Origin of the sequence: Exiguobacterium sp. ZWU0009 (assembly GCF_000798935.2) — a bacterium.
GTDB classification, from domain to species: Bacteria; Bacillota; Bacilli; order Exiguobacteriales; family Exiguobacteriaceae; genus Exiguobacterium_A; species Exiguobacterium_A acetylicum.
Map to the genome: position 1 here is coordinate 254,005 of NZ_CP018057.1, position 16,132 is coordinate 270,136.

Here is a 16,132-nt window from a genome sequence, read left to right on the forward strand (position 1 = left end):
CTTACGCAGATCGTTTTTGATTTTCCCAACGTGGTGAATTCAACAGTTCAATCCATTTCTTGACGGCTGAGATCGTGATGACGATCGCGAGCAGTCCCATCGTTACGGACAAGACCGTATTCAAGATGCTGAAACCTGGAGAATCGGGATTCGCATAGACGTTTGCGACCATCCAGATATCCGCGAACGTTACTGTGATCAGAAGATAGACGAGCGGGATGAACGTCGTCAGGGCATAGATTTTTTTGTCGGCGATTTTCAAGATGATCGTCGTTCCGATGATCAAGCCGATCGACGCCATCAGCTGATTCGATACCCCGAATAATGCCCAAATCGAACCGATGTCACCCGAGAACAGGAGATAGCCCCAGAAGAACGTCCCGAGTGCCGAAGCGAAGATCGCACCTGGAATCCAGTCGACACGTTTGAGTGGTTTGTAGAACTCCCCGAAGAAATCTTGAATCAAGTAACGGGCGACGCGTGTTCCTGCATCGATTGCGGTTAAGATGAAGACCGCTTCGAATAGAATGACGAATTGGAAGAAGAATCCGGCAATCTCTTTGAACCACGGGATGGCGCGGAAGATGAATGTCATACCGACGGCGAGTGAGACGGCACCACCTGTTCGACCTGCCAGATCGAGACCGATTTCACGGGATAAATCATCAAGATAGACCGTGCTCATACCAAGCGTCGCGAATACTTCTGGTGTTGAGTTGATGGCGAAGTAATCACCGACTTCAAGCGATGTCGCAGCGATCAATGCCATGACGGCAACAAGACATTCGACAAGCATAGCACCGAAGGCAACGGGTTTGATGTCGCTCCATCGATTGATCATCTTCGGTGTCGTACCAGAACCAACGAAGGCGTGGAAACCAGATATCGCACCACAGGCAATCGTGATCGAGATGAATGGCCAGACTGGACCAGCGATGATTGGACCACCACCATCAACGAACTTCGTGAATGCTGGGAATCGAATGTCCGGGTTGATGATGAAGACACCAACGATCAAAGCAAGGAAGACACCGATTTTCATAAAACTCGATAAATAGTCGCGAGGTGCGAGTAAGAGCCAAACTGGCAGTGCAGCAGCAAAGAACGCATAAATCGGTAAAGCAATCGCGAGTTGACGTGACGACAGATCGAACCAGTCACCGATGAATGTTTCCGTTAACTGAGGACCAAAACCAATCGCAGCTAGAATAAGTAAAAAACCAACTGTTGAAGCAAGTGCTAAGTTGCCACCTTTACGTAAGTAAATCCCAACGAACATCGCGATCGGAATCGTCGAGAAGACAGCGAATGTACCCCATGGGTTATGTTCAAGTGCGTGCAAGACGACCATCGATAGACCGGCCATCGTGATCGTGATGATGAAGAGCATCGCCAGACCGGCACAAAAACCAGCGACTGGTCCCAGCTCTTTTTTAGCGACTTCAGACAGCGACTGACCGTCTTGGCGCATCGAGGCAAAAAGAACAACCATATCATGGACCGCTCCACCGATGACGGCACCGATTAAGAGCCACAGTAAGCCGGGGAGATATCCGAACTGCGCAGCTAGGACAGGTCCGACGAGTGGACCGGCAGCAGCGATTGCCGCGAAGTGGTGTCCGAACGAGACCCATTTGTTTGTTGGAACGTAATCTTTTCCGTCCGCTAATTTATGAGCAGGCGTTTCGCGATCATCTTTGATTTTTAAGACTTTCGCGGCCATGAACGTACCGTAGAGGCGATACGCGATTAATAAGATACAGATGACAGCAATAACGATTGGAGTAGCACTCATCTAAAATTCCTCCTCTTGAATGAACTATGATGGATTTAGTATACAAGTTATGGAAGCGCTTTCTTTGATTTTTAGATGAGTTGTCGGTTTCGTTCGATGAAAGGTTGAAAATGGACCTTGAATCACAAAAAAGAAGCGCTCAAATACCGAGCGCTTCTTTCAGTAGTTTGACATACGTCCGGCTGACTGGCACGTCAATCTGATGAATTTTTAAATTATAGGCGCCGTTAAACCAAGGTTCAATCGCGTCGATTGCCGATAAGTTGACGAGATACGAGCGGTGAACCCGTAAAAAGCGATGATCTTGAAGCTTTCGTTCGAGTTCGAGTAAGGTCTCGTTCGATGGATACGCCTCATGTTCCGTGACGATCTTCGTCTTTCCGTTCTCAGCGACGATGTAATCGATATCTTGAGGAGACAAGAGTTTGAGGCGTTCTCCTGTCTCGACGGCTAAACGTTCAAGTCGAGGTGCTTTTTTGGGAAGCGGTCGCGCCACTTTTTCAATTGCACGGACAATCCGTGCCGGATCATACGGTTTCAAGATGTAGTCATAGGCATTGAGCTCAAATGCTTCAAGCGCATGAGCATCATATGCCGTCACAAACAAAAGAGCTGGAGGACGTGGCATCGATTTCAAACGTTTGGCGACTTCAAGACCACTTCCGTCCGTCAACTCGATATCGAGAAAGACTAAGTCGGGTTGAAGGGAGCGGACGAGTCGTTCCGCTTCTTCGACACTTCCGGTTTCCCCAACGACTTCAAGACCGGCTGCGGTCACGTGATAACGGAGCTCGTCGCGTGCGAGCGGTTCATCTTCAATCAACAAGGTGCGCATGCTGAATCTCCTTTCTGACTTCAATCGGGAGACGAATCGCGATCGTCGTGCCGTTTTGACCGTCACTCGTGATCGTAAACTGTCCCTTTTCACCATATAAACTTCGAATTCGTTCTGCCGTATTAAATAATGCGGTACCGGTGCCTGAGGACGGAACGACTTCTCGGCCGAGACGGGCAAGACGCGAGGCGTCAATCCCGCGTCCGTTATCGACGACTTCGAGACACAGTTGGTCTGCCTCACACCATGCCGTCACACCGACATATCCTGTCTGTTCAGAAGAAAACGCGTGAAGGAATGCATTTTCGATCAACGGTTGTAAGATGAACGGTGGAACGAGTAAAGACGTCGTCTCGTCTGCTAAATCGATATCGAGAAACGGGCGATTCGGAAAACGAGCGGCTTCAAGCGATGTGTACGCTTCGATGTGCTCGAATTCTTTTTGGAGCGGAATTTTCGTCGATCGTGCGCCTTGGAGGTTACTACGGAAGAACGTCGATAATTCGAGCAGCAACGTGCGTGCCTGTTCGACATCCGTCCGGCACAGTGCATAAATCGTATTGATCGCATTAAACAGGAAGTGGGGATGAATTTGTGCTTCAAGTGCCCGAATCTCGGCATCCTTCAGTAAACCGGCTTGACGCTCTGCGTTCCCGAGTGCCAGTTGTGTCGAGAACAGTTTCGCTAATCCTTCAATGAGTTCGACTTCAACCGCGTCGAGTAATTCGGCATGCGGATAATAGACTTTCAACGTTCCAATCGTCGTTTCCCCGACGATCAGCGGAGCAATGATGCCTGCTTGGAGTGGACAATCACGTACGGGACAGCCGATATCCAGTCGTTCCGTCACAAGACGGACTTGTCCGTCTTGCAAGACATGCTCGGTCGGTTTCGTCGTCCAGTGACTCCCAGCTTGATGGTGGTCGCTCCCGATACCGATATGGGCCAGGATGACGGAACGATCCGTCAGTGAGACGGCTTCGGCTCGCGTTTGCTGCAACAGAATTTCCGCGACAGCTTCTGCCGTATGGATATGTAGACCACGCGTCAGATGCGGAAGCGTCAAATCGGCGATATGCAACGACCGTTCTGCTTCTCGTGCCCGAACCGTTTCCTCTTCTCGTGCAGCAAGACGGATGATCGATAAGAACAACCAGACACCGAGGACGTTGATCAGTGTCATCGGTACGAAGATGAACTGGACGAGTTCGACTGCCGCATCAAAGGGGCGGGCGAATAGTAAAATTAATGACATTTCAAACAGCATTAAAAAAGCCGTCAGACACACGGGCAATAACGCTTGGCTACTGAGGCGGTCGCGCCAATAGGATCGTAAGAGACCGCTGACACCACCGGCGATGACGGTGGAAAGCGCGCAAGCGAACGCTGTGAATCCGCCGAGGGAATACCGGTGAACCCCAACAATCAATCCGGTCATCAATCCACCGAGCGGACCAGCGAGCAATCCGCTGATGACGACGATCATCGTTCGTGTGTTTGCAATCGCTGATGTCCCGTCGACTTCTTCGAGCCAAGCATGAGGTAAGAATTCAGCTAAGTCGACTTTGACCCCTGTATAGTTACTTAAAATGCCGTACGTTGCAAAAAACAGGACGAGGACACGAAATTGCCAGCCTGCTTCCGGTTGACGCAGCAGCCGTCGTGTCGGTCCCCACTGGGCGAGGATGAACGCTAAGATGATCATGATACCGAGTCGTTCGAGTAAAAAAGGAATCAGTTCCAACATGTGCATTCCTCCATTCGAGTTAAGTGTAAACGCTCGCAAAACGGAGAGCAATGCCGGCACACAAAAAAGCCGTACTCACTCGGTTTAAGAGGGAGTACGGCAGACTTACTTATTGTGCGTCTTTATCGAACGTGATCCGTGCGATCGCGTCATGTTGGTGAATCGTTTCTTCGTTACGGCATTCGACGTAGAACGAAGCGATTGGGTCCATTTCGTACAAGTCAGCAGCAATCAAACGAACCATATCTTCTACGAAACGTGGGTTTTCGTATGCCATCTCTGTTACGCGCTTTTCATCCGGACGTTTGAGTACTGGGTGAAGTGGCGCTGAGGCATTGGATTCCGCAGCATCAAGCAATGATTGTTTCCAGTCAAAGTCTTCTGCTTCATCACGTAACGATGCTTCCATCGTGACGTAACCACGTTGGTTGTGAGCACTGTATTCGCTGATTTCTTTTGAACATGGGCAAAGTGTCGTGACGTTGATCGTCAAGCCGACAGACAACGTCGCTTCGTCTGTTTCCGTGTTGACGCTGACTGTTTGCCATACTTCGGCATTCATCAAGCCGCTAAGACCTGTTGCAGGTGCTTTACGTGTGAAGAACCATGGGTAACGGATCGTCAATTGACCTTCCGTTTGTTCCATGCGGTCTGCTAAATCACGCGCGAATTGAATGAGTGACTCGTTTGTGACCGTCCAACCTTCATTATGGTATTGATCAAGTTGTTCCGTTAAACGGCTCATGTTGATCCCTTTACGGTCTTGCACGAGTGACGTTGACAGTTCGAACGTCGCGACTGTCGCTTGTGTTTTGTCTCCGTCTTGGATGACGACAGGATGTTTGACGTTTGAGATTCCAACAGCGTCTAGTGCGAACAGGAAGTTCTTTGGTGTATTTTGCAAGTCGACCATCTTATCTTTTTCAGTCGGTTTTGTTCCTTTGATCGGTGGTACCGAACCGAACAGCTTATGGCGCTCTTCTTTTGTTGGTAACGTAATCGGGTAGGTAGACATATTCATTGGCCCCTTTGTCCTTTTGTAGTGTTTCAATAGTAATAACATGACAGGAATGCTAGAGACGAGCAAGTCTGATGATTCCGCAAATGTGTTTCATCTTTTCATCGATAGAAGTATTGTCTTGAATTTTATCACGAACATCCGATAAACGAAACTCGCACGACTCAAAATCGACAGTTTCCATATTTAGAGGAATAACTTACTTGCAATCGGGTATACTATCCTATACTATATGTTCAGGTGAACGTGTAATCACTGTTTTTTCGTCATGGTCAATAATTGAAGTTTTTTTATTTTACAGGTAGTTAAAGAAAGGGATGACAGAGATGGATTGGCAGTTACTATTACAGTATGCCTGGGTCGTACTCGTCTTGATCGCGCTTGAAGGATTACTTTCAGCGGATAATGCACTCGTACTCGCGGTCATGGTCAAGCACTTACCAGGAGAACAACAAAAGAAAGCACTTTTTTATGGACTAGCTGGAGCATTCGTCTTACGATTCGCGGCATTGTTCGCGATTTCGTTCCTCGTCGATATTTGGCAAATCCAAGCACTTGGAGCAGCGTACTTGCTCATCATGGGACTACGGCATATTTATAAGACCGTTAAAGCCAGAAAGCTCGGTGAAAATCATGGCGCTGAAAATGAGCTAGATGCAGAACCGAAGTCGGAAGAGCCAGTTTCAAAAGGTGAATTCTGGCGGACAGTCGCGAAAATCGAATTCGCAGACTTAGCGTTTGCTGTCGATTCGATTCTTGCTGCCGTTGCCCTTGCCGTTGCCCTTCCAAACTGGGGATCAGGCGAAATCGGTGGTTTGAACACGGGTCACTTCATCGTCATCTTAACAGGTGGTTTGATGGGGGTCGTCTTGATGCGTTTCGCAGCACGTGTCTTCGTTAAGTTACTTGCAGATCGCCCAGGTCTTGAGACAGCAGCCTTTGCAATCGTTGCCTGGGTCGGTGTAAAGTTAGCCGTTCTTGCGCTCGAGCACCCGAAATACCATGCATCGATCGAAGGAACAATCTTTGAAGCCTTAAAACTTCCTGAAGGATTCGCCCACAGTACACCGTGGCAGGCATTCTTCTGGACAGTCATGGTCGGTCTTGCTCTTTGGGGTTGGTTCTCTTCACCAAAAACAAAACCAAATCCAGATGCTGAAAAGAAAGTCGATCAAAACTTATAAGAAATGGAACGATCCGTCGATGACGGGTCGTTTTTTTGTGTTAGGTTTTCTTAAACAATGGGAATAAAACACAAGGTTAAGTACTTGAGCTGAGCTTGTATCTTTTTCTTTCCGGTCGACCGGCATATAATGAATAGACTGAACAAAAAAGGGGATTCGTTAGTATGGATATTGGATTAATTACACAGTATGCGACCGTCGGGCTCGTACTGATCATTTTGCAGGGGTTACTTTCTGCTGATAATGCGATGGTCATGGCGGTCCTGGTCCGACCGTTACCAGACGATCAACGTAAAAAGGCGCTTTTCTATGGTCTCGTCGGAGCACTCGTTTTACGTTTCGTCGCAATCTTCTTTGCTTCGTATTTAGCGACGATTTGGGAACTTCAAGCACTCGGGGCGATTTACCTTTTCTACGTCGCGTTTAAAGGAATCGTCGAGGCACGATCGAATAAACACCAAGTACCGGACACGATTGCCTCACAAAAAGCCTCACCGAACTTTTGGTGGACGGTCGTTAAAGTCGAGTTCTCTGACTTAGCGTTCGCTGTCGACTCGACACTTGCCGCTGTCGCGATGGCGACGACACTACCGATGATTGGTGGAACGATCGGTGGTCTGAACACAGGACAATTCTGGGTCGTCTTTTTCAGTGGGATCATCGGGCTCGTTATCATGCGTTACTTCGCGAGCTGGTTCGTCGTCTTGCTCCAAAAGCGACCAGGCATCGAAGAAGCTGCCTTTTGGCTCGTCGCATGGGTTGGTGTAAAACTGGTCGTCATGACACTCGCGCATCCGTCAATCGACGTCTTGCCGCATGAGTTTCCAGAGAGTACACTATGGCAAACGATCTTCTGGGTCGTACTTGCTCTGATTTTAATCATTGGTTGGTTCCGTAGCGGAAGCAGTTCAACCAAATCAGCAAAATAATACAATGGCGGGCAGGGTACTCTCTGTCCGTCTTTCGTTAGGAGAGATTTCATGCAAAACGGTAATTTCATTCGAATGCTGACGCGGATGCAAAACGTTCCACGGTGGGATGAATATGCACCACGTTTTCCGGATAACGCAGCTAGTCACAGCTTTCGTGTTGCCTTATTCAGTTTGATGGCAAGCTATTTAGAAGAAGCAGACGGGCAAACACCAGTCGACCGCCAGACATTGCTCGGAAAAGCTCTATTCCATGACATGAATGAAGTCATTACCGGACCCATTAAACACCGGACAAAAAAAGAGCCAACGTTACATGCACACATTCAGGCAATGGAACAACAAGCAAGTGAACAGCTCGTTGCCTTACTCTCAAAGTCGCTTCAACCAGCGTTCACGACATACCTCGTACATGCAGAAGATGAATCACCGGAAGGACGGATCGTCGAAGCGATTGATACGTTCGATGCGATGTTGTACGCACGAAGGGAAGCACGGATGACAGAGTCCGTCTTTTTCGAACAAAAGGCAGCAGAATTGCAGGCTGTTCTGGAACGACATCCACTTGTTTCGGTCCGGCGCTTGACACAGTCGGTCATGGAAGAGGACGAGATGTCTCATTTCATTGAAAACGTCTTGATGATGGATACAATTCGGCGCTGGAAAGGACGTTTCAACACGATTGATGATAACGACGCGACACATGCGTTTCGAGCAGCCTCGCTTGGTATCTTCAATGGTCTGATTGAATCAGAAAAGTACGGCGTCACGATCGACATCGAAGAAGTCGTCTCGCGGCTCTTGTGTCATGATCTCGTTGAAGGAACGACAGGAGATGTTCTCGGACCTGTCAAACATGCGACACCGGTCACAGCAGCAGCCTTCGAAGCTTACGAACGGGCAGAAGGAGAGATGTTGATCAATAATTTACCGAAAGACATTCGAGCACCGTTCCGTCGGTTCGTCGTTGAAGCAAAAGACGAGACATACGAGGGACAGATGGTCGACGTGATCGATAAACTCGATGCGCTGATCAAGATGAACATGGAACGTAAATTAAATGGGGTCGAGTATGAGACGGGTTATCGGGCACAACTCAAAAAGGTTCAGATGACATATGAAAACCCATCGGTCGTCTTTTTCCTCGCGTATGTCTTGCATGATTTGGATTACGTGACGTCATGACGAAGACAACGATGACCCCACGCCGCTTAACGTTGATCTTGATCCTCGGTTCACTCGCTGCACTCGGACCACTCTCGATCGACATGTATCTACCTGCTTTTCCGGATATGTCACGCTCGTTTGATGCGAGTGCATCACTAATCCAATTGAGTTTGACGGCTTGTATGCTTGGAATGGCGCTTGGACAATTGATCGTTGGTCCGCTGAGTGACGTTCGCGGTCGTAAACGACCGCTGATGTTTGCTCTGCTCGCATATCTGCTCGCTTCTCTCGCCTGTGCGATGGCACCGACGATCGAAGTATTGATCGCGCTTCGATTCATTCAAGGAGCAGCCGGAGCGTCAGGAATCGTCATTTCCCGGGCAATCGTTCGTGACTTGTTTGATGGACCCGAATTGACGCGGTTTTTTGCTGCCTTGTCACTCGTTAACGGAACGGCACCGATTCTCGCACCCGTCATCGGGGGACAGTTGCTTCGGTTCGGTGACTGGCATTTCGTCTTCTACTTGCTCGCGATTTTAAGCACGATGATGTTACTTGCCGTCGCACTCCGTTTACCGGAAACGCTTCCGCTTGATAGACGTGTCGAAGGAAATCTGACGACGACGTTGAAGACGTTCGGACGCTTGTTGACGGATCGCGTCTTCATCGGCTATGCATTCGCGCAAGCATTCGTCATGGGCGCGATGTTTGCCTACATCTCCGGTTCACCGTTCGTCTTACAAAATATTTATGGCGCTTCGCCGCAACAGTTCAGTTTTTTGTTCGGTTTAAACGGAATCGGAATCATCCTAGCAGCACAAATCGCCGGTCGCCTTGCTGGTCGTGTTGATTCAGAACGGTTGATGCGAATCAGTTTGACGGTTGTTGCGAGTGCAAGTATCTTATTGTTCCTTGCCTTGACGTTAACGGAGCAACTAATTTTCGTCATGATTCCACTGTTCTTCGTCGTTTCAAGCGTTGGTTTGATCTCGACGCTCGGTTTCACTTTAGCGATGCAAAACTATGGATCAACGGCTGGTAGTGCCTCGGCACTTCTCGGACTCTTACCGATGCTCGTTGGCTCACTTGTCTCACCACTCGTCGGCATCATGGGAGAGCAATCGGCTGTTCCGATGGGTCTGATCATTATGACACTCGATTGTCTAGCGCTCGTCCTCTATTACGGACTAATCGTCCGTCGACCAAATCGTTCATAAACGCTAATTATTCAAAAACGTTTGTCCTATGTATGGGACGAGCGTTTTTTCTTTTAATGAAAGGAAAAGAAATGGAATTCATTTTGAAACATTTTCTAAAAATTAAGCGTAGAAGAGAAAGAAAGCCAGTACTTCAGAAAGGAGTGGAGCGATGAAACAGGAGTTGCAGCGTGAACGAAAACCGTCGATTGAGGCAAGATTAGCCCGTCATTTTGCCGCACAGAAAAAATACTTACGCCGTCAAGAAGAGGCAATCGATCAACGAGACAAAGAATTGGCTCGTTTATTGTTTGAGGAAAACCGGACTGCTTATCAAAGGGCTTACCACGAACTGTATGGTTCCCATCCTTACATCGAGGTGAACGAAGATGGACGTTAGTACACTTTATTTATATGCGTTAGCGGCTGCAGCTTGCGGTGTGTTTGTGTCCATCCTATTCTCAGACGTCATTCCAGGCGTCGATCAAATCTTTCATCCTACGTTGATCTTATCTTTTGTCATCATCACGTCAGCGATCGGATTCGGACTCGAACAGCTCAGTCCGTTTGGTTCGCTGTTAATTCTAATCATCAGCAGTGTGATTGCGTTATTAGTGACGACGCTGATGCATATTTTCTTATTCGTTCCGATGGCACAAGCCGAACAGTCGCTTGGATTTTCGGAACAGATGCTAGAAGGACGCAGTGCAACCGTCATCGTGCCGATTCCGACTGAAGGATATGGTGAAATCTTACTTGATGACGTCTCAGGACGCGTATCAAAGTCAGCCATTCTGTTTGAAGGACCTGCCCTACCACAAGGCACAAAGGTGCTCGTCATCGAAATCAAACAAGGCGTCGCGTCTGTCGTGACGTACCCCCAACAATGGAAAAAGGAGATGTTTACATGAATCCAGTATTAATCGTATCAATCGTCGCGGTCGCATTGATCGTTGCGTTGATCGTCCTATTCATCACGAAATACCGAACAGTTGGTCCGGAAGAAGCGCTGATCGTATCGGGGAGTTATCTCGGAGGACGCAACGTCAATACCGATGAGTCCGGCAACCGGGTGAAAATCATTCGTGGTGGCGGGACGTTCGTGTTACCTGTCTTCCAACAAGCGACACCACTCAGCTTGTTATCAAGTAAGCTTGAAGTCACGACACCCGAAGTCTATACGGAGCAAGGTGTACCGGTCATGGCAGACGGAACAGCGATCATCAAGATCGGCAGTTCGATTTCTGAAATTGCGACGGCAGCGGAGCAGTTCCTCGGAAAATCAAAAGAAGAGCGCGAAGGAGAAGCACGTGAAGTCCTTGAAGGACACTTGCGTTCGATTCTCGGGTCGATGACCGTCGAAGAAATTTATAAAAACCGCGATAAGTTCTCACAAGAAGTCCAGCGGGTCGCGTCTCAAGATCTTGCAAAGATGGGACTCGTCATTGTATCGTTTACGATCAAAGACGTCCGTGACAAGAACGGATACTTAGAATCGCTCGGGAAACCGCGGATTGCCCAGGTTCGCCGTGATGCCGATATCGCAACGGCAGACGCGGAAAAAGAGACACGCATCAAACGGGCGGAAGCTTCAAAAGATGCGAAAAAAGCAGAACTCGAACGTGCAACGGAAATCGCTGAAGCGGAAAAAGAAAATCAGTTGAAGATGGCAGATTATCGCCGCGAACAAGATATCGCGAAGGCGAAAGCCGACCAAGCGTATGATCTCGAAAACGCACGTGCGCAACAAGAAGTCACGGAGCAACAGATGCAGATCAAAATCATCGAGCGTCAAAAACAAATCGAGCTTGAAGAACGCGAGATTCTCCGTCGTGAGAAACAATACGACGCGGAAGTCAAAAAACGCGCCGATGCCGATCGTTACTCGATTGAGCAGGCTGCCCAAGCGGATCGTGCGAAGCAATATGCGGAAGCAGATGCAACGAAATACCGGATCGAGGCATCAGCAAAAGCCGATGCAGAACGCATTCGTCTCGATGGTCTTGCGAAAGCGGACGCTGAGCGGGCACAAGGGGAGACTGAAGCGGAGATCATTCGTCTGAAAGGTCTTGCGGAAGCAGAAGCGAAAGAAAAAATCGCGCAGGCGTTCGAACAATTCGGACAAGCAGCGATTCTCGACATGGTCATTCGGATGATGCCAGAGTATGCAAAAGAAATTGCAGCACCACTCGGTAACATCGATAAGATCACGGTCGTCGATACAGGTAGCGGTGAAGGTGGCGGTGCGAACCGTGTCACGGGTTACGCGACAGATTTGATGGCATCACTGCAAGAGACGTTAAAAGCGTCGTCAGGACTCGATGTCAAAGAGTTGATCGAGAACTTCTCCGGTAAAGGAACGGCAAAACCGTTGACGGTCAACTTGAATTCCCATGATGCGGTGGCAGCGTCGAAAACAGAAGACTGATGGCAATCCGCGTCTTATTGATTGTGTTCGCACTCCTGCTTTTCCACGTTGCTTGGCCGCTTCCATGGTATGCACTGGCGGTACTAGGTGGCGTCATTGGAATCATCAAAGGATACACATCGGATGACGGAATCGCGAATATATTCAATATAAAGAAGGTATCTTACTCACTTTACGATCGACAAACACGTCAGGAGGCCGTTCTCGCTTTGATGTGCAGTCTGTTGACGGTCGACTTCCCGTACTGGTTCGCTGGGGTGACGACAGGAATCACGTGGCGTGACGTCGGATACGTTGGGTTCGAAGTAGTGTCGACTCTTCTGTTCGCTTATGTCTTATTCCGTTTTTTATGTCTTGATCTATTCCAACCGTTCTCGGAGTCTGAAGGAAGGGAGCAAAGAAATGGATAGTTTATTTCTACTGCAAGAGCGTTGGATGCTGTTGCTTCCGTTCCTCGTCGTCTTCTTGATTAACGTTGGGTTATTGACTGCCCTTCTGAAGAAGCGACGTGATTTACCGAAGCTGTTAGTCTTCGGAATGGGTGGGATGGCGATCGTGTTCATCGTCTCTTCGCTTGGATTGAGCATGGCACTGCTGTTTTTCGGATACAATTCATAAAAAAACGGGGCAGGCTCTAAACAGAGTCTGTCCCGTTTTGTCGTACTATAGGATAGGAATGAGTGCCATTAACGTGGAAGGTCATACCCAATGACGACGAGTCCCGGACCTGTATGTGAACCGATCGCCGCGCCAGCAATCGTCAAGATGACTTCGCTTGGTGAAAAATGAGCTTCAATCAATTGTTTTAACTGTTCTGCCCGTTCGATCGAATCCCCGTGACCGATCATGATCCGGTGTCCGTCAATCGCTGGACGTGCTTCTTCCATCCACTCGACGATCCGGTTCATGACTTTTTTCTGACCGCGGATTTTTTCTTTTGGAATCAACTTTCCGTCTTCGACTGTCAAGAGTGGCAAAATCGATAAGAGACCACCAATAAAGGCACTGGCACGAGAAACGCGTCCACCGCGCATCAAATATTCAAGTGATTCGACTGTAAACAGATGACGAATCGTATTTACCTTGGCTTCAGCGTAAGCCACTGTTTCTTCGAACGAATGCGTTTGTGCGTATTCTGCGACGTCGAGAACGAACAATCCTTGTCCTGTTGAAGCTGTTTTCGTATCGAGTACCAGGTAAGGAACGTTCGGATACTTTTCGGCGAGTTCATCTGCGAGCATCTTCGCTGTTTGATACGTTCCTGATAATTCGCTCGAGAAAGCGAGGTAGAGGAAGGGGTCCCCTTGTTCAAAGTGACGCGTGAACACCTCGACCATCCGGCTGACTTCGACCTGGAATGTCTTCGGTGCTGCACCGTCACGCATCTTATCATACAGTTGTTTCGGAGATATCGATTCTCCATCAAAGAACGTGTCTTCGTCGATCAATACGCCGAACGGCATGACCGTAAAATCATATGCATCTAACATGTCTTTTGGTGCATCGGCACCACTGTCTGTGATCAATCGGATCATCACGTTCTCTCCTTTCTTAACCTAGGGCTTTTTCGTTTCGATCAAGCATCCGACTCAAATTGACACCGAACCGCTCGTTCTCGAGTTCCGTCAACGTCGCGGGCGTTAAATCAGCACCGAGCGCAAGTAACGCTTCATATGCTCGACGTAAACACTCCTCGACCGTCAAGGAAGTACCAAGTAGTTCTTCAAGGGATGCCATCGTTTCCGGTACGACGGTCGGATAGACGAATTTCGTCGTCTCACCTCGAAGCGCTGCCGCGTAAAAGTCACGGACTAAAGCGGCACGTTGACTCCCACTTCCGTTGACACAAAGATAGATTTGGACGGCAACGCCACCGCGGACACGACGTTGTGAGATACCGGCGAATTTTTTACCGGCAATCGATAAGTCATAAGAACCGGGACAATACGATCCGACGACTTCACCGGCAACGATCGCGTCCGTTTCTTGCGCGAACATGTGGCGGATGAGCGCAAGCATCGCCTCGTAACCACTGTCGATATCAATCTCACCACGTTCCGGTAGGACAAGCGAAATATTCAAGACATCGGCGTCGAGGACGACGGCAAGACCACCTGAGTTACGGACGACGGGCGAGAAACCATGTTCATGCAGGACGGCTATACCATCAGCAAGATGGGGAAGACGGGCATCCTGGATGCCGAGGACGACGGTTTCATGATGAATCCAAGAGCGGAGTGCTGCTCCTTCTGTTGCAACCGATGCACATAATGTGTCGTCCATCGCAAACGATTGTGTCGCATGGAAAGCAGTTCCGAGTGACGTTTGATCAAAAATACGATAATGTTCTTGTTTTAAGAGTTCGATTCCCATAGGCTCGTTCCTTTATTGTAGATTTGCGACATCATTATAGCACAGGGTGTGTAAAGTTTCTGTGCGAAGCGCCGCGGGAGACAGGAATCCTCGGAAACAAAACCGAACAACAACGACATAGACTCGATTTAAAGGAGAGAAACATATGTATCAATCATTAGGACAATTAAAGGAAACGAAGGTCTTTAAAGATCCCGTTCATCGGTATATCTATGTCAGTGACCAGTTGATTTGGCAATTGATCGGGACACGTGAATTTCAACGACTACGCCGAATCAAGCAACTAGGAACATCCTTTTTAACGTTTCATGGGGCGGAACACACGCGGTTTCATCATTCGCTTGGTGTCTATGAAATCACCCGCCAATTGATCGACGTCTTCAATGGTCGCGCCGATTGGGACGATCAGTACCGGGAGTTGACGCTCGTTGCAGCCCTCTTACACGATGTCGGACACGGTCCGTTTTCGCACGCGTTCGAGAATGTCTTCGGTGTGAATCACGAAACGTGGACGGAGCGGATCATCCTCGGGGACACGGAAATCAAAAAAGTCCTCGATCAAGTCGGAGAGGGATTTGCAGAGGAAGTGGCTTCGATCATCAATAAGACGCACCCGAATCAACTGCTCGTTACGATGATCAGTTCACAACTCGACGTTGATCGGATGGATTACTTATTGCGCGATGCGCACTTTGCTGGTGTCAGCTACGGAAAATTCGATCTCGAACGGATGCTTCGTGTATTGCGTCCGGCGCCGAATCAGATGGTCGTCAAACAGTCGGGGATGCATTCAATCGAAGACTACATCATGCGCCGGTATCAGATGTATTGGCAAGTCTACCTGCATCCGGTAACACGATCGAGTGATTACCTATTAAAAGCCATTCTCGAACGGGCGCAGGAGTTGTACCTGTCCGGTTATCCGTTTGCGATTGCACCGGTCCATTTGATGCCGTTGTTTGATCAGAAGATGGAGTTGCGTGATTTCCTTGGGCTCGATGAGACGATCGTCTACTTTTATTTTCAGCAGTGGGCGAATGAGCAGGATCCAATCCTTGCTGATCTCTCGAGGCGATTCGTTGACCGGAAGTTGTTCAAGTATGTTGATTATCCGGCTGAAAAACGTGAACTCGTCCACGATAAACTGTGTGAGTTGTTTGAGGCGATCGGCTTGAATCCGACCTATTATCTGCTTGAAGATAAACTCAGTCGTCTTCCTTACGATTTATATGGAGACAACGGGGAAATCAGCAAACAACCGATCATGTTACAGATGAAGGATGGACAGATGAAAGAAATTTCGCAAGTCTCACCACTCGTTCAAGCCATCGCCACATCACGCCAGACTGATGAGAAGCTGTTCTTCCCGCAAGAAATTCTGCACGACTTGCGCGAACATGCGAACGAGAAGATGCAAATCGACCAATTATTGACTGGCAGCGTGACGTCATGATATCGTC

The 16,132-nt window shown here is 48.7% G+C and carries 16 protein-coding genes; 10 read left to right on the top strand and 6 right to left on the bottom strand.

All coding sequences use genetic code 11. The annotated features are described in order from the left end of the window. Position 1: 1 nt before the first annotated feature. The 4 genes from L985_RS01460 to folE2 all read right to left on the bottom strand — a co-directional run bounded on the left by L985_RS01460 (position 2) and on the right by folE2 (position 5,392). Entirely contained in the window at positions 2–1,795 is a 1,794-nt protein-coding gene (locus tag L985_RS01460) for a carbon starvation CstA family protein (protein WP_029343192.1), read from the bottom strand. 139 nt (positions 1,796–1,934) lie between these two features. Continuing rightward, positions 1,935–2,630: a LytR/AlgR family response regulator transcription factor gene (locus L985_RS01465; RefSeq protein WP_047391936.1), complete on the bottom strand. Its 696-nt coding sequence runs from the start codon at positions 2,628–2,630 to the stop codon at positions 1,935–1,937. Continuing rightward, on the bottom strand, positions 2,611–4,377 hold the full coding sequence (locus L985_RS01470) for a LytS/YhcK type 5TM receptor domain-containing protein (RefSeq protein WP_047391933.1): 1,767 nt from the start codon (positions 4,375–4,377) through the stop codon (positions 2,611–2,613). The genes L985_RS01465 and L985_RS01470 overlap by 20 nt, the downstream gene beginning before the upstream one ends. 109 nt (positions 4,378–4,486) lie before the next feature. Continuing rightward, positions 4,487–5,392 (bottom strand): GTP cyclohydrolase FolE2, encoded by a 906-nt coding sequence (gene folE2 / locus L985_RS01475; RefSeq protein WP_023466774.1) that lies wholly within the window; start codon positions 5,390–5,392, stop codon positions 4,487–4,489. Positions 5,393–5,721: 329 nt separating this feature from the next. Between folE2 and L985_RS01480 the strand changes: the two genes are divergently transcribed. From L985_RS01480 to L985_RS01520, 9 genes are all read left to right on the top strand, one after another. After that, a complete protein-coding gene (locus L985_RS01480; protein WP_029343195.1) occupies positions 5,722–6,579 on the top strand; it encodes a TerC family protein in 858 nt (285 codons plus the stop codon). A 164-nt stretch (positions 6,580–6,743) separates the two neighbouring features. Then, on the top strand, positions 6,744–7,508 hold the full coding sequence (locus L985_RS01485; RefSeq protein WP_029343196.1) for a TerC family protein: 765 nt from the start codon (positions 6,744–6,746) through the stop codon (positions 7,506–7,508). Between the two features lie 51 nt (positions 7,509–7,559). Then, complete coding sequence (locus L985_RS01490) at positions 7,560–8,693, top strand: YfbR-like 5'-deoxynucleotidase (protein ID WP_047391929.1); 1,134 nt, start codon at positions 7,560–7,562, stop codon at positions 8,691–8,693. After that, positions 8,690–9,892 carry a multidrug effflux MFS transporter gene (locus tag L985_RS01495; protein ID WP_047391926.1) on the top strand — a complete coding sequence of 401 codons (1,203 nt, stop codon included), beginning with the start codon at positions 8,690–8,692 and terminating at the stop codon, positions 9,890–9,892. The genes L985_RS01490 and L985_RS01495 overlap by 4 nt, the downstream gene beginning before the upstream one ends. A 151-nt stretch (positions 9,893–10,043) precedes the next feature. Further along, positions 10,044–10,271 (top strand): hypothetical protein, encoded by a 228-nt coding sequence (locus L985_RS01500; RefSeq protein ID WP_047391922.1) that lies wholly within the window; start codon positions 10,044–10,046, stop codon positions 10,269–10,271. After that, positions 10,261–10,782, top strand: a complete 522-nt coding sequence (locus L985_RS01505) for an NfeD family membrane protein (RefSeq protein ID WP_047391919.1) — start codon at positions 10,261–10,263, stop codon at positions 10,780–10,782. The genes L985_RS01500 and L985_RS01505 overlap by 11 nt, the downstream gene beginning before the upstream one ends. Beyond that, positions 10,779–12,299, top strand: a complete 1,521-nt coding sequence (locus tag L985_RS01510) for a flotillin lipid rafts scaffold protein FloT (RefSeq protein ID WP_023466783.1) — start codon at positions 10,779–10,781, stop codon at positions 12,297–12,299. The genes L985_RS01505 and L985_RS01510 overlap by 4 nt, the downstream gene beginning before the upstream one ends. Then, the gene (locus L985_RS01515) at positions 12,299–12,709 is read left to right on the top strand and encodes a hypothetical protein (RefSeq protein WP_047391915.1); all 411 of its coding nucleotides are present in this window, start codon (positions 12,299–12,301) and stop codon (positions 12,707–12,709) included. Before L985_RS01510 ends, L985_RS01515 begins: the two co-directional genes overlap by 1 nt. Beyond that, complete coding sequence (locus L985_RS01520; RefSeq protein WP_029343203.1) at positions 12,702–12,917, top strand: hypothetical protein; 216 nt, start codon at positions 12,702–12,704, stop codon at positions 12,915–12,917. Before L985_RS01515 ends, L985_RS01520 begins: the two co-directional genes overlap by 8 nt. 68 nt (positions 12,918–12,985) lie before the next feature. On the opposite strand, the gene L985_RS01525 is transcribed toward L985_RS01520, so the two are convergent. Next, entirely contained in the window at positions 12,986–13,834 is an 849-nt protein-coding gene (locus L985_RS01525; RefSeq protein ID WP_029343204.1) for a DegV family protein, read from the bottom strand. 16 nt (positions 13,835–13,850) lie between these two features. After that, positions 13,851–14,672 carry an octanoyl-[GcvH]:protein N-octanoyltransferase gene (locus L985_RS01530; RefSeq protein ID WP_047391911.1) on the bottom strand — a complete coding sequence of 274 codons (822 nt, stop codon included), beginning with the start codon at positions 14,670–14,672 and terminating at the stop codon, positions 13,851–13,853. 145 nt (positions 14,673–14,817) lie between these two features. On the opposite strand from L985_RS01530, the gene L985_RS01535 reads away from it, so the two are divergent. Further along, positions 14,818–16,125 carry an HD domain-containing protein gene (locus tag L985_RS01535; RefSeq protein WP_047391908.1) on the top strand — a complete coding sequence of 436 codons (1,308 nt, stop codon included), beginning with the start codon at positions 14,818–14,820 and terminating at the stop codon, positions 16,123–16,125. Positions 16,126–16,132: the final 7 nt, after the last annotated feature.

What these genes read in the sequence shown, in the direction of transcription:
- L985_RS01460 (WP_029343192.1), bottom strand. Translation starts at nt 1,795, where the DNA reads ATGAGTGCTACTCCAATCGTTATTGCTGTCATCTGTATCTTATTAATC.
- L985_RS01465 (WP_047391936.1), bottom strand. Translation starts at nt 2,630, where the DNA reads ATGCGCACCTTGTTGATTGAAGATGAACCGCTCGCACGCGACGAGCTC.
- L985_RS01470 (WP_047391933.1), bottom strand. Translation starts at nt 4,377, where the DNA reads ATGTTGGAACTGATTCCTTTTTTACTCGAACGACTCGGTATCATGATC.
- folE2 (WP_023466774.1), bottom strand. Translation starts at nt 5,392, where the DNA reads ATGTCTACCTACCCGATTACGTTACCAACAAAAGAAGAGCGCCATAAG.
- L985_RS01480 (WP_029343195.1), top strand. Translation starts at nt 5,722, where the DNA reads ATGGATTGGCAGTTACTATTACAGTATGCCTGGGTCGTACTCGTCTTG.
- L985_RS01485 (WP_029343196.1), top strand. Translation starts at nt 6,744, where the DNA reads ATGGATATTGGATTAATTACACAGTATGCGACCGTCGGGCTCGTACTG.
- L985_RS01490 (WP_047391929.1), top strand. Translation starts at nt 7,560, where the DNA reads ATGCAAAACGGTAATTTCATTCGAATGCTGACGCGGATGCAAAACGTT.
- L985_RS01495 (WP_047391926.1), top strand. Translation starts at nt 8,690, where the DNA reads ATGACGAAGACAACGATGACCCCACGCCGCTTAACGTTGATCTTGATC.
- L985_RS01500 (WP_047391922.1), top strand. Translation starts at nt 10,044, where the DNA reads ATGAAACAGGAGTTGCAGCGTGAACGAAAACCGTCGATTGAGGCAAGA.
- L985_RS01505 (WP_047391919.1), top strand. Translation starts at nt 10,261, where the DNA reads ATGGACGTTAGTACACTTTATTTATATGCGTTAGCGGCTGCAGCTTGC.
- L985_RS01510 (WP_023466783.1), top strand. Translation starts at nt 10,779, where the DNA reads ATGAATCCAGTATTAATCGTATCAATCGTCGCGGTCGCATTGATCGTT.
- L985_RS01515 (WP_047391915.1), top strand. Translation starts at nt 12,299, where the DNA reads ATGGCAATCCGCGTCTTATTGATTGTGTTCGCACTCCTGCTTTTCCAC.
- L985_RS01520 (WP_029343203.1), top strand. Translation starts at nt 12,702, where the DNA reads ATGGATAGTTTATTTCTACTGCAAGAGCGTTGGATGCTGTTGCTTCCG.
- L985_RS01525 (WP_029343204.1), bottom strand. Translation starts at nt 13,834, where the DNA reads ATGATCCGATTGATCACAGACAGTGGTGCCGATGCACCAAAAGACATG.
- L985_RS01530 (WP_047391911.1), bottom strand. Translation starts at nt 14,672, where the DNA reads ATGGGAATCGAACTCTTAAAACAAGAACATTATCGTATTTTTGATCAA.
- L985_RS01535 (WP_047391908.1), top strand. Translation starts at nt 14,818, where the DNA reads ATGTATCAATCATTAGGACAATTAAAGGAAACGAAGGTCTTTAAAGAT.